This window comes from Brucella sp. MAB-22, assembly GCF_025908475.1.
Lineage (GTDB): Bacteria > Pseudomonadota > Alphaproteobacteria > Rhizobiales > Rhizobiaceae > Brucella > Brucella anthropi.
Genome location: NZ_CP109782.1, coordinates 399,657 through 423,064, shown reverse-complemented (window position 1 = coordinate 423,064; position 23,408 = coordinate 399,657). Strand labels below are relative to the sequence as shown.

Sequence of the window (23,408 nt, the reverse complement as noted above, 5' to 3'; positions counted from 1 at the left end):
GCTCCCCGAAGCATCCGGGGCCGTCAATCCGCCGGATGTTCCATTTGAATGAGGCCACGCCCCGGAACATCAGAGACCATGTCAATCTGAGAAGAGGCGCGGAAATACGATCATCGACCGTCCCATGCCGGCTAAGGGTGCCCATCGCCAAGAGAGCGATCACACCCCAACTTTTCGGGTTGCTCAATTTCTAACGGGAACGTTGTGTATGTTCCAGAAACTGATCCGGAGCCAAGCGGGCTGCGCATCGATTTGCACAAAATAAGAGCACAATGGATATCAGACTTGCTTAAAGAAGCAACACATCTCGGAATGGATTTTTCATCTCCTGACACTGAGGGGAATGGAATCCTCATTCTGACGCGAAAGCGCAATTCCCCGTCCGATAAAGGATTGACGCTAACGCCCTAACCGATAGGAATGATTGCATTAATTGCAGGAGGCGTCATGCGCAGCACCAAAGTCATCCATATTGTCGGCTGTCACGCAGAAGGCGAAGTCGGTGATGTCATTGTCGGTGGCGTGGCCCCTCCTCCCGGCAAGACTGTGTGGGAGCAGTCGCGCTTCATCGCCAGCGACGAGACCTTGCGCAATTTCGTGCTGAACGAGCCGCGCGGTGGTGTGTTCCGCCATGTCAATCTGCTGGTGCCACCAAAAGACCCGCGCGCGCAGATGGGTTTCATCATCATGGAACCCGCTGACACCCCGCCCATGTCTGGCTCCAATTCGATCTGTGTCTCCACGGTTCTTCTGGATAGCGGCATTATCCCCATGCAGGAACCAGTCACGCGCATGGTGCTGGAAGCGCCGGGCGGCCTCATCGAAGTGGAAGCCGAATGCCGCAACGGCAAGGCCGAGCGCATCAGTGTGCGCAACGTTCCATCTTTCGCTGACCGTCTGGATGCATCGCTGGAAGTCGAAGGGCTTGGCACGATCACCGTCGATACGGCTTATGGTGGCGACAGCTTCGTGATTGTCGATGCAGCTTCTATCGGAATGAAGATCGAACCGGGCCAGGCGCGGGAACTTGCCGAAATTGGCGTGAAGATTACCAAAGCTGCCAATGAGCAGCTTGGTTTCCGCCATCCTGAAAAAGACTGGAACCACATTTCCTTCTGCCAGATCACCGAGCCGGTGACGCGCGACGGCGACGTACTGACGGGCGTGAACACCGTTGCCATTCGCCCGGCCAAGCTCGACCGTTCCCCGACCGGCACCGGTTGTTCGGCGCGCATGGCCGTGCTTCACGCAAAAGGCCAGATGAAAGTCGGTGAAAGATTTATCGGGAAGTCCGTACTTGGAACGGAATTTCATTGTCGATTGGACAAGGCTCTGGAGCTTGGTGGCAAACCGGCCATCAGCCCCATCATTTCAGGTCGCGCTTGGGTGACGGGAACTTCGCAGCTCATGCTCGATCCAAGCGATCCGTTTCCGAGTGGGTATCGTCTCTCGGATACTTGGCCAAATATGCCAGAGTAAGCCAGAGCGAGGCATCAATAAAAAACCCCGCACAAAGCATGGCATTGGGCGGGGTTTTCTTTACTCATTCAGATGAGGCTTACGCGAAGTCGAGTGCGCGGTCGCCGTCTTCATCCTTGATGCGCGATGGCAGGCCGATCTGGTTCAGGATGTGGAGGAAAGGCTTTGGGTTCAGCTCTTCCACATTGACCATCTTCTTCACATCCCACTCACCCGAAGCAATCAGGATTGCAGCTGCAACCGGCGGAACGCCAGCCGTGTAGGAAATGCCCTGGCTACCCACTTCGTTATAAGCGTCCTTGTGGTCAGCAACGTTGTAGATGAAGACTTCCTTCTCCTTGCCGTCCTTGGTGCCCTTGACGAAATCGCCAATGCAGGTCTTGCCGGTATAGTCTGGTGCCAGCGACGAAGGATCAGGCAGAACAGCCTTAACCACCTTGAGCGGGATAACTTCCAGACCTTCAGCAGTTTTCACCGGCTGTTCGGACAGGAGGCCCAGATTGTTCAACACCGTGAAGACATTGATATAGTGATCGCCAAAGCCCATCCAGAAACGGACATCCGCATTCGGATAGTTTTTCGACAGCGAATGCACTTCATCATGACCAGTCATATAAGCCTTGCTCGGACCGACGACAGGCAGGTCAAAGGTGTGGCCAACTTCGAACATCTTGTTCGACTGCCACTGACCACCCTGCCAGGAATAGACCGTACCGGTGAATTCGCGGAAATTGATTTCCGGGTCGAAATTGGTCGAGAACCAGCGGCCATGTGAACCGGCATTGATGTCAACGATGTCGATGGATTTGACTTCATCGAGATGGTCGTCAGCAGCCAGACGTGCATAGGCATTGACCACGCCCGGATCAAAGCCAATGCCGAGAATGGCGGTGATGCCCTTCTCTTCGCATTCCTTGAGATGCTTCCATTCGTAGTTGCCATACCATGGCGGGGTTTCGCAGATCTTCTTCGGATCTTCATGGATCGCGGTGTCCATGTAAGCCACGCCCGTATCGATACAGGCGCGAAGGACCGACATATTGAGGAAGGCCGAGCCGACATTGATGACGATCTGAACGCCCGTCTTCTGGATCAGAGCCTTGGTGGCTTCAATATCCAGCGCGTCCAGCGCATGCGCTTCCAGTTTCACCTCGGTCTTGAGGCTCTTCTTTTCATGCACGCTATCGATAATCTTGCGGCATTTCTCAACCGTGCGGGACGCAATATGGATATCGCCCAATATGTCAGAGTTTTGCGCACATTTATGTGCAACAACCTGTGCCACGCCCCCGGCGCCGATAATGAGAACGTTCTTCTTCATTTTCTGTCGATGCTTCCTCTTCCAGCGGTTACCCGCCATCTGTTAACCGTCCCGATTGCCTTCTCACCCGGAACACATGAATTCATTGCAGTTTGAGGGCTGCAAAAGGATCTTTAAGAAAGCGACCCTTCAAAATCCGCATAATCAAATTCGCGGACTAATTTGACCGTGCCATCGAGTTCACGCACGGCAATGGCTGGCATCTTCACGCCATTAAACCAGTTCTTCTTGACCATGGTATAACCGGCTGCATCTTCAAATGAGAGGCGGTCCCCAATGGAGAGCTCCTTGTCGAAAGTGAACTCGCCGAAAATATCGCCAGCAAGGCAGGATTTGCCGCAAACCATATAGCTGTGCTCGCCATTGTTGGGCGCCATCTTCGCCTTTTCGCGATAGATGAGCAGATCGAGCATATGCGCTTCAATCGAGCTATCAACGATGGCGAGGTTCTTGCCGTTATAAAGCGTGTCAAGAACCGTCACTTCCAGCGTCGTGGTTTTGGTGATCGAAGCCTCACCCGGCTCCAGATAAACCTGCACACCAAACTTTTCCGAAAACGCCTTCAGGCGTGCGCAGAACGCATCGACCGGATAATCGTCGCCGGTGAAGTGGATGCCGCCACCAAGGCTGACCCATTCAACGCGGTGCAGAAGTGAGCCAAACTTTTCTTCAATATCGGTCAGCATCTTGTCGAAAAGACCGAAATCGGAATTTTCGCAATTGTTATGGATCATAAAGCCGGTCACGCGGTCCATGACCTTCTCGACCTTTGCCACATCCCATTCGCCAAGACGGCTGAACGGACGCGCCGGGTCAGCCAGATCGAAGGTCGAAGACGAAACGCCTGGGTTCAGACGCAAGCCGCGCTTGATATGCACTGCCTTGTCGGCAAAGCGCTCCAGCTGACCGATCGAATTGAAGATGATCTTGTCAGCATGCGAAATGACTTCATCGATCTCGTTATCGGCATAGGCCACGCTATAGGCATGGGTTTCACCGCCAAATCTTTCATGGCCAAGACGCACTTCATTGAGCGATGACGACGTGGTGCCGTCCATATATTCGCTCATCAGATCAAACACCGACCACGTGGCAAAGCATTTCAGCGCCAGCAGAGCCTTGGCGCCGGACTTTTCGCGCACATAGGCAACCTTTTCCATGTTGCGCTTCAGCTTGGTCTTGTCGATCAGGTAGTAAGGCGTCTGGATCATGAGAGTTCCGGGTCGTCCAAAGGGGAAATCTGGCCTCGCCAGCAAGGCTGGCTTGCCAAGTTGAGGAAACACACAGGTGGTTTCCCAAATTATTCGAAGGCTTATAGGAAGCTTGTGACAGAAACACAAATCCGCCACAGCATTATCGGGAAAAAAATTCCCCACAAGCTATCGCGGATTACTTCCCGACCTTCAGCAGGTGAGCTTCATATAGAGCTTTCTGCAGGAATTTGAACCCCTCCCCTCTTCTAGAGCGGTTCCGGTTGATAAGAAGTCGTTGGAACCGCTCTATCTGTTTGTTTTTACGCATGTCTCCCGAAACCGGTTCCCGCTTTCGGGAGACATGCGCTACCCCTTGCCCTGCCGTTTTCATTGAAAGTCTTTGCCCGGACAAATGGCTTCTGCCGGCCAATAGGGCTCGCTACAATCCCAGAAGTATCATCAAATTAATTAAACAAGCATTTGCTTGACAAATTACAGCCGCGGGCGTAGCCATTTTCTCCATGTTCGGGGCGACCTCATTCAGACTTTCGCCCGCACGATGACAGTCAAAGGAAAATCAAATGCAGGATCAGAAGCCGACCGCCGGTTGGGGAGACCTGTTCGCAGGCAGAAACGCTATCGTCTCGCTGACGCTTGTCGGCGGTGTCGCGCTTCATGCCATCAACGTGTTCATCGCTACAACCATTCTGCCAACGGTCGTCGCCGACATTGGCGGCATGGACTATTATGCGTGGAACACGGCGCTGTTCGTGACTGCATCCATTCTCGGCTCGGCTCTCGTGCCGCGCCTGCTTTCCCAGGCAGGCCCGCGCAGCGCTTATCTGATTGCGGCGGTAATCTTCGCTGCCGGAACCCTGACCTGTGGTCTGGCTCCATCTATGCCTGTCATGCTGGCGGGGCGAGCCATACAGGGTCTTGGCGGCGGCATGATGCTCGCCCTTTCCTATTCCATGATCCGCATCGTTTTTGACGAAGCATTGTGGCCACGCGCCATTGGCCTCGTTTCCGGTATGTGGGGCGTGGCCACACTTGTCGGCCCTGCCATCGGCGGCGTTTTTGCAGAGCTTGGCATCTGGCGCGCCGCCTTCTGGTCGCTCGCGCCGGTGATTGCTGTGTTCACCATCATGGCTATGACGGTGCTGCCGCGTGAATCCGGCTCCGCCGCCAGCAATGACCGGCTTGCCTGGCCACAGCTCATCCTTTTGACCGCTGCAGTCCTCGCCGTTTCTGCTGGAAGTATTTCATCCGAACTGGCGTTCAATGCCGGAGGCGTCGCGCTTGCCATTATTCTGCTGCTTCTCCTCGCAGCCGTCGAAAAGAAAGCCAGCAGGCGCATTCTGCCGAAAGGCTCGTTCAGCATCCAGAAACTCGGCGCGCTTTATCTGACCCTCGCCTTCCTCAGCGCATCCGTCACCAGTTCCGAAGTCTTCGTACCGCTGTTCTTTCAGGTGCTGCACAACCAGTCACCGCTTGTTGCGGGCTATCTGGCAGCCATCATGGGCGGCAGCTGGACACTTGGTTCCATCGGATCGTCAGGGGTTGCCGCCGGGCGCACCGACCGTGTCATTCTGGCCGCCCCCGTTATGGGCGTGGCGGGCATGGTTACGCTGGCCGTTCTCATTCCGGCTGGCAGCGAAGGACATTGGTACGATCTGCTGCCGATCTGTATCGCGCTGGCCGTCATCGGTTTTGGCGTTGGCCTGACATGGCCGCACCTGCTGACCCGCATTTTCAAGCGTGCCGACGCAGAGGATCAGAATCTGGCTTCCGCATCCGTGACCATGGTGCAGCTTTTCACGACCGCCCTTGGCGCAGCACTTGCAGGAATGGTTGCCAATATGGCTGGTCTCACCAATCCCGGCGGCTTTACCGGCACTGCACATGCCGCACTTTGGCTATTCTCCGGCTTTGCCATTCTGTCTGCACTGGCATTCGTGTCGGCACTCGCTCTGGTCCGCAGCGCGAGACAGCCGCAACCGGCATAGTGCTAAAAGGATGGTTAGGCGGTCGGCGCAATAACGTAAGCACAGCGCCGCGCACCGGCCAGAATATGTTCAGTGCGGTTTACAGAAACATCAGGGCCAAGCACGGCCCTGAACACCTGAAGCTCTGATCTGCAGAAGCCCTGACAGGCATCTGCAGCGGCGCAGATAGGACAATGATTTTCGATGAGCAGCCAGGAACCATCGTCCCGCTTTTCGGCATCAGCCATGTAGCCTTCGGCGGAACGAATGTCGGCAAGTTCCTTCACTCGCTGGTCGAGCGACAAATCCTTCAGCCGCGTCTGATATTGACGGCGCGTCTCGGTCTCGCGATGGGCGATCAGCGTGTCCAGCGCATCGTCACCAAGAATGGTACGCACCGAATGAAGAAGCTGAACTGTCAGATCAGCATGCGTATCGGGGAAACGTTTGTTACCGGCTTCGGTCAGATCCCAGAACAACGAAGGGCGGCCAACGCCTTGGGACACGGAATGTGAGGAAACAAGCCCTTCCTCTGCCAGACGCACGAGCTGTTGGCGAACGGCCTCACCTGTGGTTCCCAAATGTTCCCCGATGGTCGCGGCGGTTTGCGCTCCCCGCATCTTGAGCGAGAGCATGATCCTCTCCGCGGGAGAACGTGCTCCCAATTCATCGGTATTTAGAAAGTCATTCCTTGACATATGTGCCATTTTCTATTTAAAGAAGGATTATCTTGTTAAATAGGTGATCAGGCCTGTCGAAGCAAGATAATTCTGAATTTTCAATATTCAAACCGGCTTTCGTCAAAGCCAGAGTCCACACCGGGATAGATCCTCAGGATGCTGAACGGTGATTATGCTCAAGCGATCAGGAGTTTTAAAATGAGCTTCACTTTGCCACCACTTCCCTTTGCAACCAACGCACTTGAAGGCGTCGGAATGGGCACGGAAACGCTTGAGCTGCACCACGGCAAGCACCATCAGGCCTATGTGACGGCACTCAACGGTTTCGTGGAGAAAAATGACGCGCTCAAGGGCAAGTCGCTCGAAGAAATCGTCCTCTTCGCCAAGGATAAGGCTGATCTAGCTCCCGTGTTCAACAATGCCGGCCAGCATTGGAACCACGATCTGTTCTGGCAGAACCTGTCGGCAACCGGTGGTCGCCTGCCTGGCGCTCTGGAAAAGAAGATCGTCGAGGATTTCGGTAGCGTCGACCAGTTCAAGGAAGCCTTCAAGGCTGCGGCCGTCGGGCAGTTCGGCTCGGGCTGGGCATGGCTGGTTCTGGCCAATGACGGCAAGCTGAAGGTCACCAAGACGCCAAATGGCTCCAACCCGCTGGCAACAGGCGAAGGCAAGGCACTATTAGGGCTTGATGTCTGGGAGCATAGCTATTATCTCGATTTCCGTAATCGTCGGCCTGACTATGTAACGAATTTCCTCGACAAGCTGGCCAATTACGAATTCGCGGAAGCCACCCTGAAGGCAGCATGACGCGCTTACATTGATTGTGATCAAGGCGTTTTGCCCGCAGCGGATGCAGTCTCCACGGAGCTGCACGACTGCGGGCAAAATGCAGCAATGACCGATAGAAACCGAACCGACCAATCCATTCCATAGGCGCCGTCCTCCCAAGCGGTGCTGGAGCAAGACAGAGACAGTTCCGAAAATGAGCAGCAACTTCAATCAGGAAACCGTCACCGACATCCATCACTGGACCGACACGCTGTTTTCCTTCCGCACGACGCGCGACCCCGGTTTTCGCTTCCAGAGCGGCCAGTTCATCATGATGGGCCTGGAAGTGAACGGCAAGCCGCTCACACGCGCCTATTCGATTGCCTCGAGCCTTTACGAAGACGGTCTGGAATTCTTCTCGATCAAGGTGCCGAACGGTCCATTGACCTCAAAGCTCCAGCACCTGAAGGTTGGTGACCAGATCATCCTGTCCAAGAAGCCGGTCGGCACGCTGCTCTATGACAATCTGAAGCCCGGAAAAAATCTCTGGTTGCTTTCGACCGGCACCGGTCTCGCGCCATTCCTGTCGATCATCCGCGATCTGGAGGCCTATGAACGTTTCGAGAAGATTATTCTCGTTCATGGCGTACGTCAGGTGGCAGAGCTTGCCTATACGGACTTCATCGCCAATGAATTGCCGCAGGATGAATTCCTCGGCGAAATGGTCAAGAACCAGCTCATCTACTATCCGACCGTCACACGTGAGCCTTACAAGAATCGTGGCCGCCTGACCGACCTCATTCGTTCGGGTCAGCTCTTTGCCGATATTGGTCTGCCGGAATTCAACCACGATGACGACCGCATGATGCTCTGCGGCAGCCCGGAAATGCTGGCCGAAACCAAGCAGATTCTGGAAGAACGCGGCTTCAAGGAAGGCAGCCAGAGCGAAGCCGGACATTACGTCATCGAAAAGGCTTTTGTTGAAAAGTAACCCCTGCCACAAGCGCTGAAAAATGAATAGAGGGAGGCGTCGGCCTCCCTTTTTCTTTAACTGTACTTATTGAGATCGCACCGCCTGCAGGAAAAACGTCTTCACACCGGCGACCATCTCGGCACGATCCATCATATCCGGGTTGGAGATAATCTCATCGACCGCACCGTGCAGCGCATTGAACAGAAGTACAGCCGTCAAACGCGTATCGGCGATTTTCCATACGCCTGCAGCATTACCGTCGGTCAACAATGCATCGAGCCGGACGATTGCCGGATTTTCCTGCTTCATGCGACGCATGGGCGGGTGAAAATCATGGAACACCATGTCGTGGAGTTTGTAGTTGTCGAGATAGCCGGCAATTCCGGTCTCGGCCCATGCAGCCAGTTTTCCCTGCCAGTCGTCGGCGGGAAGTAGACCGAGTTGGCGCTCCAATCGCTCGCAGAACCCATCGACAAATCGCTCCCGCAAGGCAAGCAGGATGTCGTCCTTGCTGCGAAAATGCAGATAGAACGTACCTTTGGCAACATCCGCCAGACGCACGATTTCATCCACGCTTGTCGCCGCGAAGCCCTTTTCGAGGAAGAGGGCTTCGGCTGCAGCCATCAGCTCGTCGCGACGTATTTCCGCTGGTTTGGTGCGGGGCTTGGGCTTGATGGCAGTGGAAGGCAAATCAATCTCCAAAACTTCAGGTCGCTGCCAATTTATCCCGGATCGCCGCCCTGTCAAAATCAAGCTGATTTGGTCGAATGACCCGATCTTCCAGCCAATGCAGCGCCGCATCGACATTGGAGAATGTGCCCGCGGGGACGCGAAACAGCTTTTCTGCATCCATGCGGCTTGCCTGTTCATAAACAGATTCCGGAACGATGTTCACCATTCCCAGCACCTGTTCGCGAATACGCTGCGCATTCTGCTGCAACCATTGTTTCACTTCCCGTGCCGAACCTTCGGGATGCGCAAGTGCATCCTCGTCCAGAAAACGGCGAATCGTGATGAAGGGCTTTCCCTCATCAAGCCACCGATTCCAGACATCAAAGAATTCACGCGTTTCTTCCAAGGTCGATGCGCCATTCGACAAGGTGACCACGTAAGGCCAATTTTCCGTATGGTGAAGCATCACGCTTCCCTCCTGCTCGATATCCATCAAACTTTCTGCGGCCATGCCGCTTTGAGCCGTGACGGCGATCCGGCAACCGGCACGCACACAAGCAAGTTGCAGAACCACCGCACGACTCATGACTGACTATCAGTCAGTCATTGTGTGACATGAAAACATGAATTGTTCAATCATGTTTTTGCGTGTAGGATTCTTGCGCGAGTATGGATGCAGTTTACGCCATGAATGTGCGAGACCTAACCCTTAGCGGTGGACTAGCTTTCACAGCGAAACACGTTTGGACATTGCCTATGTGGGAGATATTGCGCCTGTCCACACAAGACGTAAAGCCTCATCTATTCAGTTCAAAATCGAGCCCGATATCGAGATTTGGCGCGCTGTGCGTGGTCCAGCCGACTGAAATCAGATCAACGCCGCTGGCCGCGACTGCCGCCACCGTTTCCGGTGTGATGCCGCCCGAGGCTTCGGAAATGGCGCGACCGTCGATAATCGAGACCGCCTCGCGCAATTGCGCAGGCGACATATTGTCGAGCAATACAGCGTCCACACCAATGGCCATCGCCTCCTCGAGCTGTTGCAGCGTATCGACCTCGACCTCGATCTTGACCATGTGACCAGCACCGGCCTTGGCGCGTTCGATAGCCTCGTGCACGCTGCCAGCGACTGCAATGTGATTGTCCTTGATGAGCACCGCATCATAGAGCGCGAAACGATGGTTCATGCCGCCGCCTGCCCGGACTGCATATTTCTGCAAGGCACGCAGACCGGGCGTCGTCTTGCGCGTGCAGACGATGGAAGCCTTTGTGCCCTGAACCGCCTTGACCAGATTGGCCGTTGCCGTGGCAATGCCGGAGAGGTGACCAAGAAAATTAAGCGCGGTCCGCTCACCCGCCAGAATGGAGCGGGAGGAGCCGGAAACGCGGGCGACATCCGCCCCTTTTTCAAGAGACTGACCGTCCCGCGCCAGACGTTCGAATGTGACATCCGGATCGACCAGACGAAACGCCATTTCGGCCACGTCCAGCCCGGCGATGACGCCCGGCTGGCGCAGGCTGAACAGCATGGCCGAGCGGTGCTCTTCCGGCACCACCGCATTGCTGGTGATGTCGCCAGCAAGCCCCAGATCTTCCAGAAGTGCAGCGCGCACCAGCGGTTCGACGACGAGCGGAGACAAGCGCGGCAGGTTCATCATGCAGTCCTTGTAACAGGGTGAGGCGCGGCAATTTCACGAGCCAGTGCGAAAGCTGCCGAAAAAGTGAAAAAACTGCGGACTGGAGCCGCAATTTTGGCGGGATAGTCGGTGCGGGCATGACTGCCACGCGACTCGCGCCGTTCATATGCCGCAACCACAGCGACCAGCGCCACGGCTGCGGCATCGTCGGTCTCCGCGAGGGGGAGAAGGGTGGTGATTGCAGAGCGCAAACCTTCTTCATCACGCAGCAGGCCAAGATGGCTGGAAACGATGCGCCGCACCGGTTCGGGATCGGCACTCTGTGGCAGGCTGAACGGCACGGGATGCCGCGCGTCGACGGCGTCTTCATTTGAGAGGGCGCGGGCGGCGCGCAGCCCCATGGCGGCAGCTTCAAGCAGCGAATTGCTGGCCAGCCGGTTGGCGCCGTGCAGGCCGGTGCAGGCCGCTTCGCCCACAGCCCACAGACCCGGCAGACTGCTGCGCCCGTCGGCGTCGGTCCTGATCCCGCCCATATGGTAATGCGTGGCCGGTCTGACCGGGATCAGATCACCGGACGGATCAATGCCATGCTGTTTGCAAAGCGCATCGATACCGGGAAACCGGGTTGCAAAACGCGCACCCAGAGCCGCGCGCGCATCCAGATAGACCTTGCGCCCTTGTGCAATCTCGCTGCCGATAGCGCGTGCGACCACATCACGGGGCGCAAGTTCGCGACCCGGAATATCGGCTATGAAGCGTTCACCGCGATCATTGACCAGATGCGCACCCTCCCCGCGCACCGCCTCGCTGACCAGCGGCAGACGCGGCGCAGACACGCCAAGCGCGGTCGGGTGGAACTGTACGAATTCCATATCGGCAAGCACAGCGCCAGCGCGGCCTGCCAGAGCGGCACCTTGGCCGAGATTGCCAAGCGGCGTGGTTGTTGCCTTATAAAGTCCGCCGATCCCGCCCGTTGCCAGCACCACGGCGGTTGCTGCAACCGGGCCAAGATTTTCAAGACAGGCACCGACCACACGGCCATCCTGCCGGATGAGCCGAAGGGCGCGGGTGTTTTCCAGAACAGTGATCGAAGGCGTTACCAGAACCTTTGCGGTTAAAGCGCGCATGATGCCCGCCCCCGTCGCATCGCCATCCACATGCACGATGCGATGGCGGTTATGGGCAGCTTCCAGACCGAGTGAAAATGACCCGTCCGCCTTGCGATCGAAGTGCACGCCATGCACTTCCAGCGCAGCAACGACGTCCGCGCCTGCCGCTATGATTTCAGCAGCCACGCCCATGTCACACAGGCCGTCGCCAGCCGCAATCGTATCGGCCAGATGCAGCGCCGCGCTGTCATCAGCACCAACACTTGCAGCAATACCGCCTTGCGCCAGCATGCTGGAACCAGACAGGCCGAGGCTTCCCGCTGTCACCAGCAACACCGGCTGCGGAGATAGCGTCAGCGCCGTCATCAGACCGGCAAGACCGCTGCCAATGACGAGGACCGGGGTCGTAGTCATACCGCCAGCATCCGCTCGACGGCGCGGCGGGCAGGCTCCATCAGTGCTGCCTCGACTGTCACTTCATGGCGATTGTTTTCCAGCGCATCGCGAATATTGGCAAGCGTGATCCGCTTCATATGCGGGCAGAGATTGCACGGGCGGATGAACTCAACATCCGGGTGATCGACAGCAACATTGTCGCTCATCGAGCATTCGGTCAAAAGCACGACACGCTGCGGCTTTTTCTCGCCGACATAATCCGACATGACCGCCGTGGACCCGGCGAAATCGGCAGCTTCCACCACGTCCGGCGGGCATTCGGGATGGGCCAGAACCACCACACCGGGGTGGCTCTCACGCAATTCGCGAATATCGTCAGGGGTGAAGCGTTCATGCACCTCACAATGGCCATGCCAGGCGAGAATTTCGACATCGGTTTCGCGCGCCACATTCTGCGCCAGAAACTCATCGGGGATCATCAGCACGCGCGGCACGCCGAGCGACTCCACCACTTTTTTGGCATTGCCGGAGGTGCAGCAAATATCGGATGCCGCCTTAACGGCAGCAGATGTATTGACATAGGTGATGATCGGCACGCCGGGATGCGCTTCCCGCAGCAACGCCACATCTTCCGGCGTGATGCTGTCAGCCAGCGAACAGCCCGCCCCCATATCCGGGATCAGCACTGTCTTGCCTGGATTGAGCAGCTTGGCCGTCTCGGCCATGAAATGTACGCCCGCCAGCACGATCACATCGGCATCGACCTCCGCAGCCTTGCGCGCCAGCGCTAGACTGTCGCCGACAATATCGGCCACGCAGTGGAAGATTTCCGGTGTCTGGTAATTATGCGCAAGGATAACCGCATTGCGCTTTTTCTTCAGTTCGAGGATCGCCGCAACGTCATCCTCGAAGCCCAGCCACTCCGCCTTCGGCAGGACTTTGGCCACGCGATCATAGAGTTGCGAGACGGAAACATGATCGTTCATGGGTGATCTCCCGAGTGCATCCATTATACTCAACTTGAGTATTTCATGTTTGCGAAGTTATACTCGATTCGAGCATATTGTCAATCGCGAGAGATTGGCAGCTTGGCACCAGCCAGATGGCGCTCGGAAAGGGCGCGTTCCTCGACAATCGAGTAGCGGAAACGGAACAGTTTTGCCGGGCGACCGCCGGTTTCGCTGTCGCTTTCGCCGGTTTCCTCGACGAGATCCTGCTGTTCGATCAGGCGGCGGAAATTCTGCTTGTGCAGGCGCAAGCCGGCCAACGCCTCGACGGTGCGCTGCAATTGCAAAAGCGTAAAACTGTCGGGCATCAACTCGAACACCACCGGGCGGTATTTGATCTTGGCACGCAGTCGCGCAATTGCCGTGGCAAGGATACGGCGATGATCGGCAAACATGGAGCGGCCGTTCTCGTCTTCCTTCATTCCGGCCTCGGCCACCAGACCAGCTTCGAACAGCAGCTCATAACGTTGCAGTACAAGGTCTTCGTTCCAGCGCCCGCTCCACTCTCCGCTCTCAAAGCCGAAGGTGAAAGCGATGCGCCGCATGCGCTGCGCTGTCAGCTCCGGCGTTTCGGCCCGATAGGCCCAGACAAGCAGCGCATTGTTGAGATGCTCCATGATAGCCGGTTCGCCCTGACGGTGATCTTCCCACGGCAGATAATCATACCAGCCGCGCCAGCCCGCCTGCCCCGCCGCCGCATCGCTTTCCCGCACAAGACCGAGATAGCTGATCGAGATGATGCGCTCACCCTGCGCATGGCGGTCACGGTCGGCAAAAGTATAAAGCTGCTCCAGATAACCGACCGGATGTGCGGTTTCCGACTGCACCCAGGCGCGCAGACCCGATTGCAGAGAACGATGCTCGCTTTCGAACGGACCCGACGGTAAAGCTTGTCCCTGCCGCACAGTCATGACGCGCGGCTGTTCGCTGGTCACAGCCGTCAGCACGGCAATCAGTTCGGTATGGGCAATATCGTCGGTCACGGCAACTCCGGAAAACAGTCCCGACATTGAACGCGATTGACGAATAAATACAAGGCGCTACCGCCATACGGCACAGGTTTTGCTATTCAGCCCTTGGGTTTCGCGCCGAAAACATGCTCCGGCCCCGGAAATGCACGCGCCTGCACCTCTTCGGCATAGGCTTTGGCTGCATCGGAAATCTGCGGCGCCAATTGCGCAAAACGCTTCACGAAACGCGGCGTGAAATCCTGAAACAGCCCCAGCATGTCGTCTGAAACCAGTATTTGTCCATCACAGGCAGCCGAAGCCCCAATGCCAACCGTCGGAATGGCGAGCGATGCGGTGATCTCGCGCGCCAGCGGTTCCACGGTGCCTTCAATGACCAGCGCGAAAGCACCGGCATCGGCAATGGCCTGTGCATCGCGGCGAATCCGGTCGGCTTCCTCGTCGCCGCGTCCGAGCGAGCGGAAGCCGCCGACCGTGTTAACCTGTTGTGGCATCAGCCCGACATGACCGAATACCGGAATGCCCCGCTTGACGAGGAATGCGACCGTTTCGGCCATTTCCTCGCCGCCTTCGAGCTTGACGCCGTCGCAGCCGGTTTCCTGCATCACACGAGCCGCACTGCGGAACGCCTGTTCCTTTGATTCCTGATAGGAACCGAACGGCATGTCGACGATGACACAGGCCGTCTCGGCCCCGCGCATCACCGCCTGCCCATGGGCGATCATCATGTCGAGCGTGACAGCAAGGGTGGATTCCATGCCGTAAAGCACCATGCCGAGAGAGTCGCCGACAAGCAGCAGATCGCAATGCGGATCGAGCAGACGCGCAATCGGTGTCGTATAGGCGGTGAGGCTGACAATCGGGCGCTCGCCCTTGAGGGCCGAAATGGCCTTCGGCGTCAGTCGCTTCTGTTTAACGGATGCGCTCATCTCAGGCCGCCTGTTCCTGCGCGACATGCGCGATCACGCGATTATCGAGGAGCCGCGTCGTGCCGAGCCGCACGAACAGCGCGACGAGCACCGGACGCCCCTGCACTGCCGTCAGGCGTTCCAACGTTTCGGGGTCACGCAGCGCCACCACTTCCGGCGTCGCCAGCGGTTCCGTGGCAATGAAAGTGCGAATTGCCGCTTCCAGCGCATCGGGATCATCCACGCCGGACCGATAAAGTCGCTCGGCCTCATCGAGTGCCTTCGGTACGATGATGGCGGCGGCGCGCTGCTCCGGCGACAGATAGACATTGCGGGACGAACAGGCGAGCCCGTCTTCCTCGCGCACCGTTTCAACACCGACAACGCGCACCGGAATAGCCATGTCCTCCACCATGCGGCGGATGATGACGAGTTGCTGAAAATCCTTTTCGCCGAAATAGGCGGCGTCCGCGCCGACGATGTTGAAAAGCTTGTTCACCACCGTTGCGACACCGGCGAAATGACCGGGACGTGCCTCGCCTTCCATCTGGTTGCCGAGGGTTGGCACATCCACCACCGTCTGCATCGGCTGCGGATACATGTCGCTGACCGCTGGCGCGAAAAGATAATCGACATCCGCTCTGTGCAACAGAGCCGCATCCCGTTCCAGATCGCGCGGATATTTGTCGAGGTCTTCATTCGCGCCGAATTGCAACGGATTGACGAAGATGGACACGACAGTCACGTCATTTTCCGCTCTGGAGCGGTGAACCAGTTCAAGATGGCCTTTATGGAGGTAGCCCATGGTCGGCACGAAGCCGATGCGTTTTCCCGCCCGCCTTGCTGGTGCCAAAACCTGACGCAATTCCTCAATGGTGCGGATGATCTGCATGAGGTCCTCCTCGCGGCCCGAATTTGTTGGCCGCGAGTCCTACAGCGTCAGCTCAAATATGACAACTGCAGAGAAAAGAACGCTGTCGGCATACTTTACTGCGTGGGGGTAGTTACCGCGCCAACCGTATTGCCGACAGCGCGACCGAAACGGTCAATCTGCTCGTCATAGGTTTTGCGCGTGTTCGGATCAAACACGGCAATCGGCGCCGTTACCACCAGCGAGGCAGCCGTGCCGACACCCTGTGCCGTGCCCATCGCCACCGCCCCCAGACGATCACCGAGGCCAACCTGCGAATCCGTGATGGTCTGGCCTGCGACAAGGCGCTGACCGATCAGCTGCACGACTTCCGGACTTGCAGCAAACTTGCCATGGTTGAGACGGTCACCCGCCTTCAACTGTGTCAGGTCGATAACCGTGATGCCTGCTTTTTCCAGCTCGGAGCGATAAGGCTCGATTGACGGATCGATCTGGCCGAGGCGGTCGATATTGCCCGAAATGCGCCGTGACAATGCAAGCGCCTTGTCATCCCGCGACGTGAACAACGTGAAGCGTGGATGTTGCTTGCCCATGGCAAGGAACTGCTTCGAGAACACATCGACGTCGAGATCGGGCGATGCCAGAATGACATCCGTTATCTTGGCATTGACGCGACCGTCGCGGATCGCCATCTGCCGCAGAGCCTCGACCGTCAACCAGCTGCCCATCGAATGGGCCATGACAGTGATATCCTTGACCTCTGGCTCGCGTGCGATGGCGCGCAAGATTTGTTCCAGCGCATCGCGGGAATAATTGGTACTTTCCTTGTCGTAGTTGTAGTCGAAAACACTGGCGCGCGATGGCCAGGTAAAGATCACCGGTGCAACATCGGCACCGGAATCGTGCACGATCTGCGCAAAGCGATAGACCGAATCCTCGAACGTATTGTTGAAGCCGTGCACGAACACCATTACGCGGCGGCTTTTAGTCAGATGCGGGCGGACCCAGCCTGCCATTTCCACATCGGTCTTGACCGGTGTCACGCTGACGGTGGTGAAATCCTTCTGCGGATTGGGCGGCAGCTTCTTGGGCCACTGCACTTCACCCGCCTTGCGGTTCTTTTCCGGCGGAATGGACACAACGATCTCGTTGAGCGACACGAGCTTGTCGCGTTCGCCGGAGAAAAGAATGCCGGGATTATCAGACGGACGGCGCGTGGTGGCAACGACAAGATTCACCTTCGTCGTACCGGGCGAAGCGACATCGCCGACCGGGATAAGCACGCCTTCAGGCCGGCTGGCGCAACCGGCAAGCACAGACAGAAGAACAAGCAACGCAGGGGCAGTCCGAGAAAAAACGCGCCGCAAAACCAAACTCCCTCAACGCTACGCCAGCAGGTCTCTTATACGAGGGCGCTGAGATGCTGACGCATCACGCCCTGAAAATGCTCAATCGCCGCACAGGCTTAACCAAAACTCGATGGGTCAAACTCATCTAGTTTTGGTATTACACCCGAACTTTGAGGGTTAATATATTCTTTACCTGAAACCTTCTGCCAAGCCCCAATTATCCACCGTTGTCGGAACGCAAGGCGATTGCGGCTTATGGGTTACACACTGTTCAACAGGTGATACTTTCCTCACGATCAGCCCAGACCGATATATCCCCCAACAGCAACTCCGTTTCTGAAGGAGGCACATTATGGCATTGGAACTGACAGGGCTGCACCATCTGACAGCCATTACCGCCGATGCGCCCGGCAACCGGCGCTTCTATACCGACACGCTCGGGCTTCGGCTCGTCAAGAAAACCGTCAATCAGGACGACACCAGCGCCTACCATCTGTTCTACGCAGACGGGCTGGCTTCGCCCGGCACGGACATCACCTTTTTCGACTGGCCGGTACAGCGCGAACAGCGCGGCACCAACAGCGTCGCCCGCACTGGTTTGCGTGTGAACGGTGTCGAAAGTCTCGATTGGTGGCGAAAGCACCTGAACGACAAAGGCGTTCAGACGGGCGATATTTTCGAGGTCGCGGGACGGGCTGTTCTCGACATCGAAGACCCGGAAGGGCAGCGCTTGCGCCTGACCGATGATGGCGGCGCGGGTGAGGCACATAGCTGGGACCGGAGTCCCGTGCCTGCGGAAAGGCAGATCAGAGGTCTCGGACCGATTACGCTTAGCGTTCCCGAACTCGCACCGACCCAGATCATTCTGGAAAAGGTCATGAACATGCGCCAGACCGGCGATTACGCTTCGCCTGACGGCGAAGGCCATGTCCATGTCTTCTCCATGGGGCCGGGCGGTGCTGCCGCCGAACTGCATGTCGCGGTACAGCCGAACCTGCCGACCGCATGGCAGGGTGCGGGCGCCGTGCACCATGTGGCCTTCCGCACGCCGGATCAGGAAAGCATGCAGGAATGGGTCGACCGTCTGAGGTCCGTGCGCATGCCGTCAAGCGGCGAAGTGGAACGTTACTATTTCCGCTCGCTCTACTTCCGCGAGCCGAACGGTATCCTGTTCGAAATCGCTACCGATGGGCCGGGTTTCGCTGTTGATGAACCACTTGAAAGCCTTGGCGAGAGCCTGTCGCTTCCACCTTTCCTCGAAGGAAAGCGCGAAGCCATCGAGCGTAACCTGAAGTCCCTCGATTAATATAGTAAAAGGGCTGCGGAATTCTCCGCAGCCCTTTTATTTATATCTTGTCCCGAAGCCAGTCGCTTACAATGAGGATATCTTCATCGATGAGTGCATGCCCTGCTTCGACCGTGCTGATGGTAAGCGCCGTCCCGTCGTCTCTCAGGACTTTTTCCAGCGTTCCGGTCTCATCGCCGAACGGATCGGAAGCACCATTCATCAAAAGTACTGAAGCATCCGACAAATCCGCGCCATCAGGCTGCTCCTCCAGAACCTCCTGACCGCGCAGAAGAACCGCCGTGCGAACCACATGCGGATGCAAGCGCATGAAAGCCGCCAGCAAATTTGCGCCGTTGGAGTTCCCGATAAAAGCTGTCCGATTCAAATCGATACTATAAGCGGCGGCGGCACCTTCAACGAAAGCCTCGAATGCCTGCGCTTCAAACTGAATATCGGCCTGATCGAATTTTTTCAGATCGAAGCGGCGGAACCAGCGCTGGATACCCTCTTCCGTGCTGCGTCCCCGTACCCCCAGAAGGGTTGCGTGCGGCGCAGCCTTGCGGGCGAACGGCATCAGGTCGTTTTCGTTTCCACCAGTGCCATGCAAAAGCACCAGTGTACTGCCATCCGGGTCTTCCGGCTGGTGTATCCGATGAACGAAAGGCAGATCACGATAGATGACGCGCTCTTCGCCCGGCAGAGCGAATTGCGGCATCCGTGCCCGAATGGCATCGGCCTTTTCTTCATTACCGGGCGGCACGAACAGGAACTGACCCAGTTTCTCGACCGGCTCGTCTATTGCAAAGCCCGGTGCGTCGGTTGCAAATTCGAACAGCGTTCCACCCGGTTCGCGGACATAGAGCGACGTGAAATATTTGCGGTCGTGCACATTGACAGCGCTGGAATTAAGCTTCGAAAGCTCCTTCTCCGCCTTTTCCACGTCGCCAGTATCGGCAGCACGAAAAGCGACATGATCGGCAATGCCCGTGCCGGGGATGCCCGGCCAGAAGCCGCCGGCGTCACGCACATCGATGGCGTCGCCGGAATCCGACAGAAGACGATCTATCGTGCCTTCTTTCGCCGAAGGACTGAAACCGAAATAACGTTCGATGAAACCTGCCGTCTGTTCCGGCGCTTCGGACAGAATAGTCGCGGCACGCAAACGCCTGACGGCGAAAGCTGGCGGAATGCCTTCGCTTTCCCACGCATCATTGGCGGCAAGATCGCAACCGACAAGCTTGACGATCACACCGTCGGGATCGCGCAGGCGCAGAACAGGTTCGCCAAATTCCTGAACCGGTCCTTCGGAAGGCACATGAAAATGCAAGGCGCGTTCGAGCCAGAAACCGATGGCCGTGCGATCGATGGCAAGCGCGATTTCGCTGACCTGACCGTGGCCAACACGCCCCTTGGCACCATCTTCCCAGACCAGAAACGTAATCAACGATCCGGGCGTGCCCGAGCGGTCGCCATAGAACAGATGCAGCTGCTCGGCATCCTCGAACCCGCCTGTTTGCTTGACGATACGCAGCCCCAGAAAGCCGGCATAGAAATCGACATTCGCCTGCACTTTTCGGGTGATGAGGGTGATGTGGTGGATGCCGCTTGTCATGGACACTGTCTCCCCGATTCAAAACTTGAATCAGAGATAGAGCAGATGCTGCAGCTTGCCTATGGGGCTATGCAGTTACGCATTGTCAACGCACGGAGTTGAAAGCGAAGCAGGATGCAGGGGAGCTAAAAAAGAAAAAGGCCGCGCGGGAGGAGGATGCGCGGCCTGATCTTGAATACGGCTTGGGAGGAGGAGTGCCGCATTCCTTATCGAGTTCTGGGAGGAGGAGTGAACTCGATGAAGAGATATTTACCCGTCCCCCTTCCCTGCAGCAACGGTCATTAATGCATATCAGTTATGCAAAGACGTTGACGCTCAAGAAAAAGGCAGATTCGCTAATACAGAAAACGCCCGGAAACCGGGCGTTTTTAAAGAATTGTCTGTAAAACTAGGCTCTTACAAAAAGTGGGCAATCAGGGGAGCAGCAAGCACATTCACGAGACCAACAAGCACCATGACCAGCCCGGCAATCGAACCTTCTTCGCTGCCGATCTGGTGGGCCTTGGCCACACCGGCTCCGTGCGCACCCATACCGAAAAGGGCTCCGCGTGCCAGCGCGGAGCGGATCGGCAGCCAGTTGAGCATGACTTCACCGAGAGCTGCACCGAACACACCTGTCAGCACCACAAAGATCGCAGTCAGGTCAGGCGTGCCGCCAATATCGCCCGAGACGGTCATCGCAAACGGTGTGCTCATTGAACGTGGCATCAGGCTGAGGCTGATTGCTTCGTTGAGGCCCAGCAGATGCGCCAGACCCCATGCGGAAGCCATGGCAGACGAACTTCCGACGACCACACCGGCCAGAAGCACCGGCCAATAGCGGCGGATCGTTGCGCGCTGCTGGTAAATCGGGACCGCAAAAGCAACCGTTGCAGGTCCAAGCAGCGCAACCAGCCAGTGGGTAGCACCGAAATAGCCACGATAGTTCTGATTGAGCCCAATGACCAGCGCTATCAGCAACAATGGCGTAACAACGAGCGGCGTCAACCACCACATGGGAAAACGGCGATAGACGCGCTTGGCAGCTAGATAAAGCAGGATCGTCGCGGCAGACCAGAAAAGCGTCGCAACAAGCGGATTACTTAGCGACATAACGCAGGCTCCAGCGGTAGCAGAGATCAACCGTCAGTGCGGTGACACTCATGACCGTCAACGTGCCGAGCAAAATCACAGCCATGATTTTCAGACCGAGCAGACCGAGCAGTTCCTTATGCTCGAGAATTGCAAGCACTGCGGGAACGAAGAAGAGCAACATTTCTGCCAGAAACCATTCTGCGCCGCGCTTCATGCTGAACAGGCTAACACGACCGCTCAGGAGCAGCGCCAGCACCAGCGCCATACCGACAATGCCCCCCGGCAGAGGCAGACCGACGAGGCGGACGAAAAGCTCACCCGCCAGCCAGAAACCGACCAGCGTCGCAATCTGCATCAGACGGCTGTGATGCAGTGCGTAACGAAACCGGATCAAAAGGCTGTGGGCGTTCATGTGCTTTTCCAATGGGGACTGATGCATTTTCATGGGTGAATATAGGCGTTCTGGCGCTATTCTAGAAATGAATTGATTTCATTGCAGCTATTCCGTAATAGAATGGCTCATGAACTTGCGCAGCTTCCAGGCCTTTGTCGAAGTGGTGCGGCAAGGCGGTTTTTCCGCCGCCGCAAAAACCATCAATGCGACCCAGTCGACCGTCAGCAAGGCGGTCAGACAGCTTGAAGACGAATTGGGGCTGGTTCTGCTGGATCGTGAAATCTCTCCCTCCCGCCTCACGACAGCAGGTGAGATTGTCTTTCGTCGCGCGGTTGCCATGCTGGCGGAAAAAGACGACATGCTGGCCGAGCTGGGTGAGCTCCGCGGCCTCAAGCGCGGCCTGCTGAAACTCGGCCTGCCGCCCATCGGGTCCAGCGTGCTTTTCGCTCCCGTCTTTGCGGCCTATACGAAGCTTTATCCGGAGATCGACATTCAGCTGGTCGAGCACGGCAGCCGGAGGCTGGAGGAATTGCTGCTTGCCGGAGATGTGGAACTTGCGGCTTCGCTTCTGCCGGTTGAAGACAGCTTCGAGTGGCAGGATGTGCGATGCGAACCGGTTGTGGCGCTTCTCCCGACCGATCATGCGCTTGCACGCGGTGACGGCGTTTCGCTGCAGGACATTGCCAGCCTGCCGTTCATTCTTTTCGAGAGCGGCTTTGCCCTCAACCACATTATCCTTGATGCATGTCGTTCGCATGGATTCTCTCCAAACGTTGCGGTCCGCTCCAGTCAGATTGACTTCATCGTCGAGCTCGTAGCGGCAGGCATGGGCATCGGCTTTCTACCAAAAATGATCGCGGAACAGCGGCATCATCCCGGCGTGCTCATCCACAGGATCAAAGGCGCCGATGTGAACTGGAATCTGGCGCTGATCTGGCGAAAAGGCGCATTCCTGTCTCATGCCGCTCGTGCCTGGCTCGAACTGAGCAAGGCCGGAACCGGCACCGCATCATCTTGAAACGCCCGCCATATCGCCTATCTCAAATAGATATACCGACTGGATAAGTGCCCTTGGCACCTCTTCAGCCATAGGCCCGTGTGTAGAACATTGCTCTACCCACCCGTTTCAAAGCGCATGACGCCTGAAACCGCCGACGGATTTCTGCTCAGCGCTTCATCAGAAGGAGGCTATGATGGAAGGTCAGGTTATATTCTATAAGGACGACAGGATCCTCTACCGGCACCATATTGATGTGCAGGAAGACGATTATTCAAAGGGCGTCAACGACGCGCTCATTGCCTTTCAGCGCAATTATGCAGGCTTCGACCTCGCAGGCGACAACATTCACATCCGCTTCAAGAAGCCGGGTGACGTGTAGGTTTTGGAAGATTTTGCGGATCGAAACAGGCCGGTTCCCGAAACAGGGAAACGGCCTTGGTCCGCTGGTTCAAGCAAAAGCGGCTTCGCGGGCGACGCGATGAATATCGGTGCGTGAAAGGCCGAGATCGGAAAGCTCGCGATCCGTGCAGCCACTAAGTTCGCGAATATTTTCGCGATACTGCATCCAGCGATGGAAATGGGTGCGAAGATTCATGGTGGTATCCCCTTTTTTTATCTTCCTCCCGATAGTGAGCTTCCGCCTTTCTCTGTCTTTTGAGAAGTGCATATCCTGCATGGCTGCTGTGATTGCAGCGAAATCCTAGCATTTCACCCGGATTTCCCA

At 56.9% G+C, this 23,408-nt stretch carries 23 protein-coding genes; 7 read left to right on the top strand and 16 right to left on the bottom strand.

Going from position 1 to position 23,408, the window contains the following annotated elements; translation table 11 throughout:
- Nucleotides 1-447: 447 nt before the first annotated feature.
- Complete coding sequence (locus OHI65_RS11480) at nucleotides 448-1,479, top strand: trans-3-hydroxy-L-proline dehydratase (RefSeq protein WP_264358878.1); 1,032 nt, start codon at nucleotides 448-450, stop codon at nucleotides 1,477-1,479.
- 79 nt (nucleotides 1,480-1,558) lie between these two features.
- Here the strand turns inward: OHI65_RS11480 and OHI65_RS11475 are convergent, their stop codons facing one another.
- Together OHI65_RS11475 and nspC are read right to left on the bottom strand one after the other, a co-directional pair.
- The gene (locus OHI65_RS11475; protein WP_264358877.1) at nucleotides 1,559-2,800 is read right to left on the bottom strand and encodes a saccharopine dehydrogenase family protein; all 1,242 of its coding nucleotides are present in this window, start codon (nucleotides 2,798-2,800) and stop codon (nucleotides 1,559-1,561) included.
- A gap of 113 nt (nucleotides 2,801-2,913) precedes the next feature.
- Nucleotides 2,914-4,011: a carboxynorspermidine decarboxylase gene (gene nspC, locus OHI65_RS11470; protein ID WP_151688939.1), complete on the bottom strand. Its 1,098-nt coding sequence runs from the start codon at nucleotides 4,009-4,011 to the stop codon at nucleotides 2,914-2,916.
- A 563-nt stretch (nucleotides 4,012-4,574) separates the two neighbouring features.
- Between nspC and OHI65_RS11465 the strand changes: the two genes are divergently transcribed.
- Complete coding sequence (locus OHI65_RS11465) at nucleotides 4,575-5,999, top strand: MFS transporter (protein WP_094514801.1); 1,425 nt, start codon at nucleotides 4,575-4,577, stop codon at nucleotides 5,997-5,999.
- A gap of 14 nt (nucleotides 6,000-6,013) precedes the next feature.
- Here the strand turns inward: OHI65_RS11465 and OHI65_RS11460 are convergent, their stop codons facing one another.
- On the bottom strand, nucleotides 6,014-6,613 hold the full coding sequence (locus OHI65_RS11460; protein ID WP_012090727.1) for a helix-turn-helix transcriptional regulator: 600 nt from the start codon (nucleotides 6,611-6,613) through the stop codon (nucleotides 6,014-6,016).
- A 243-nt stretch (nucleotides 6,614-6,856) separates the two neighbouring features.
- On the opposite strand from OHI65_RS11460, the gene OHI65_RS11455 reads away from it, so the two are divergent.
- Together OHI65_RS11455 and OHI65_RS11450 are read left to right on the top strand one after the other, a co-directional pair.
- A complete protein-coding gene (locus tag OHI65_RS11455; protein ID WP_029925699.1) occupies nucleotides 6,857-7,465 on the top strand; it encodes a superoxide dismutase in 609 nt (202 codons plus the stop codon).
- A 175-nt stretch (nucleotides 7,466-7,640) separates the two neighbouring features.
- Nucleotides 7,641-8,417, top strand: coding sequence for a ferredoxin--NADP reductase (locus tag OHI65_RS11450; protein WP_010658256.1), 777 nt, complete (start codon nucleotides 7,641-7,643; stop codon nucleotides 8,415-8,417).
- A gap of 66 nt (nucleotides 8,418-8,483) precedes the next feature.
- Here the strand turns inward: OHI65_RS11450 and OHI65_RS11445 are convergent, their stop codons facing one another.
- From OHI65_RS11445 to OHI65_RS11405, 9 genes are all read right to left on the bottom strand, one after another.
- Entirely contained in the window at nucleotides 8,484-9,089 is a 606-nt protein-coding gene (locus OHI65_RS11445; RefSeq protein ID WP_235824242.1) for a TetR/AcrR family transcriptional regulator, read from the bottom strand.
- A gap of 16 nt (nucleotides 9,090-9,105) precedes the next feature.
- The gene (locus OHI65_RS11440; protein WP_264358876.1) at nucleotides 9,106-9,657 is read right to left on the bottom strand and encodes a hypothetical protein; all 552 of its coding nucleotides are present in this window, start codon (nucleotides 9,655-9,657) and stop codon (nucleotides 9,106-9,108) included.
- A 211-nt stretch (nucleotides 9,658-9,868) separates the two neighbouring features.
- Nucleotides 9,869-10,726: a carboxylating nicotinate-nucleotide diphosphorylase gene (gene nadC / locus OHI65_RS11435; RefSeq protein ID WP_264359155.1), complete on the bottom strand. Its 858-nt coding sequence runs from the start codon at nucleotides 10,724-10,726 to the stop codon at nucleotides 9,869-9,871.
- The gene (locus tag OHI65_RS11430) at nucleotides 10,726-12,231 is read right to left on the bottom strand and encodes an L-aspartate oxidase (protein WP_264358875.1); all 1,506 of its coding nucleotides are present in this window, start codon (nucleotides 12,229-12,231) and stop codon (nucleotides 10,726-10,728) included. The genes nadC and OHI65_RS11430 overlap by 1 nt, the downstream gene beginning before the upstream one ends.
- Nucleotides 12,228-13,199: a quinolinate synthase NadA gene (gene nadA, locus OHI65_RS11425; protein ID WP_010658251.1), complete on the bottom strand. Its 972-nt coding sequence runs from the start codon at nucleotides 13,197-13,199 to the stop codon at nucleotides 12,228-12,230. Before nadA ends, OHI65_RS11430 begins: the two co-directional genes overlap by 4 nt.
- Nucleotides 13,200-13,279: 80 nt before the next feature.
- Entirely contained in the window at nucleotides 13,280-14,230 is a 951-nt protein-coding gene (locus OHI65_RS11420; protein ID WP_264358874.1) for an NUDIX hydrolase, read from the bottom strand.
- Nucleotides 14,231-14,289: 59 nt separating this feature from the next.
- Nucleotides 14,290-15,117 carry a 3-methyl-2-oxobutanoate hydroxymethyltransferase gene (gene panB, locus OHI65_RS11415; protein WP_264358873.1) on the bottom strand — a complete coding sequence of 276 codons (828 nt, stop codon included), beginning with the start codon at nucleotides 15,115-15,117 and terminating at the stop codon, nucleotides 14,290-14,292.
- Nucleotide 15,118: 1 nt separating this feature from the next.
- Nucleotides 15,119-15,988 carry a pantoate--beta-alanine ligase gene (panC, locus tag OHI65_RS11410; RefSeq protein WP_094514795.1) on the bottom strand — a complete coding sequence of 290 codons (870 nt, stop codon included), beginning with the start codon at nucleotides 15,986-15,988 and terminating at the stop codon, nucleotides 15,119-15,121.
- A gap of 95 nt (nucleotides 15,989-16,083) precedes the next feature.
- Complete coding sequence (locus OHI65_RS11405) at nucleotides 16,084-17,340, bottom strand: alpha/beta hydrolase (RefSeq protein ID WP_041544929.1); 1,257 nt, start codon at nucleotides 17,338-17,340, stop codon at nucleotides 16,084-16,086.
- Between the two features lie 328 nt (nucleotides 17,341-17,668).
- On the opposite strand from OHI65_RS11405, the gene OHI65_RS11400 reads away from it, so the two are divergent.
- The gene (locus tag OHI65_RS11400) at nucleotides 17,669-18,622 is read left to right on the top strand and encodes a ring-cleaving dioxygenase (RefSeq protein WP_012090716.1); all 954 of its coding nucleotides are present in this window, start codon (nucleotides 17,669-17,671) and stop codon (nucleotides 18,620-18,622) included.
- Nucleotides 18,623-18,662: 40 nt separating this feature from the next.
- Here OHI65_RS11400 and OHI65_RS11395 read toward each other — a convergent pair whose 3' ends face one another.
- The 3 genes from OHI65_RS11395 to OHI65_RS11385 all read right to left on the bottom strand — a co-directional run bounded on the left by OHI65_RS11395 (nucleotide 18,663) and on the right by OHI65_RS11385 (nucleotide 21,702).
- Entirely contained in the window at nucleotides 18,663-20,216 is a 1,554-nt protein-coding gene (locus OHI65_RS11395; protein ID WP_264358872.1) for a VOC family protein, read from the bottom strand.
- 396 nt (nucleotides 20,217-20,612) lie between these two features.
- Nucleotides 20,613-21,308 carry an LrgB family protein gene (locus OHI65_RS11390; RefSeq protein ID WP_010658243.1) on the bottom strand — a complete coding sequence of 232 codons (696 nt, stop codon included), beginning with the start codon at nucleotides 21,306-21,308 and terminating at the stop codon, nucleotides 20,613-20,615.
- Nucleotides 21,295-21,702, bottom strand: a complete 408-nt coding sequence (locus tag OHI65_RS11385; RefSeq protein ID WP_010658242.1) for a CidA/LrgA family protein — start codon at nucleotides 21,700-21,702, stop codon at nucleotides 21,295-21,297. The genes OHI65_RS11390 and OHI65_RS11385 overlap by 14 nt, the downstream gene beginning before the upstream one ends.
- Before the next feature lie 109 nt (nucleotides 21,703-21,811).
- Here OHI65_RS11385 and OHI65_RS11380 point away from each other — a divergent pair, with 109 nt between their 5' ends.
- Entirely contained in the window at nucleotides 21,812-22,702 is an 891-nt protein-coding gene (locus OHI65_RS11380) for a LysR family transcriptional regulator (protein WP_094514788.1), read from the top strand.
- A gap of 175 nt (nucleotides 22,703-22,877) precedes the next feature.
- A complete protein-coding gene (locus OHI65_RS11375; protein WP_010658240.1) occupies nucleotides 22,878-23,063 on the top strand; it encodes a hypothetical protein in 186 nt (61 codons plus the stop codon).
- 69 nt (nucleotides 23,064-23,132) lie between these two features.
- Here OHI65_RS11375 and OHI65_RS11370 read toward each other — a convergent pair whose 3' ends face one another.
- Entirely contained in the window at nucleotides 23,133-23,279 is a 147-nt protein-coding gene (locus tag OHI65_RS11370) for a DUF1127 domain-containing protein (RefSeq protein ID WP_010658239.1), read from the bottom strand.
- Between the last annotated feature and the right edge of the window lie 129 nt (nucleotides 23,280-23,408).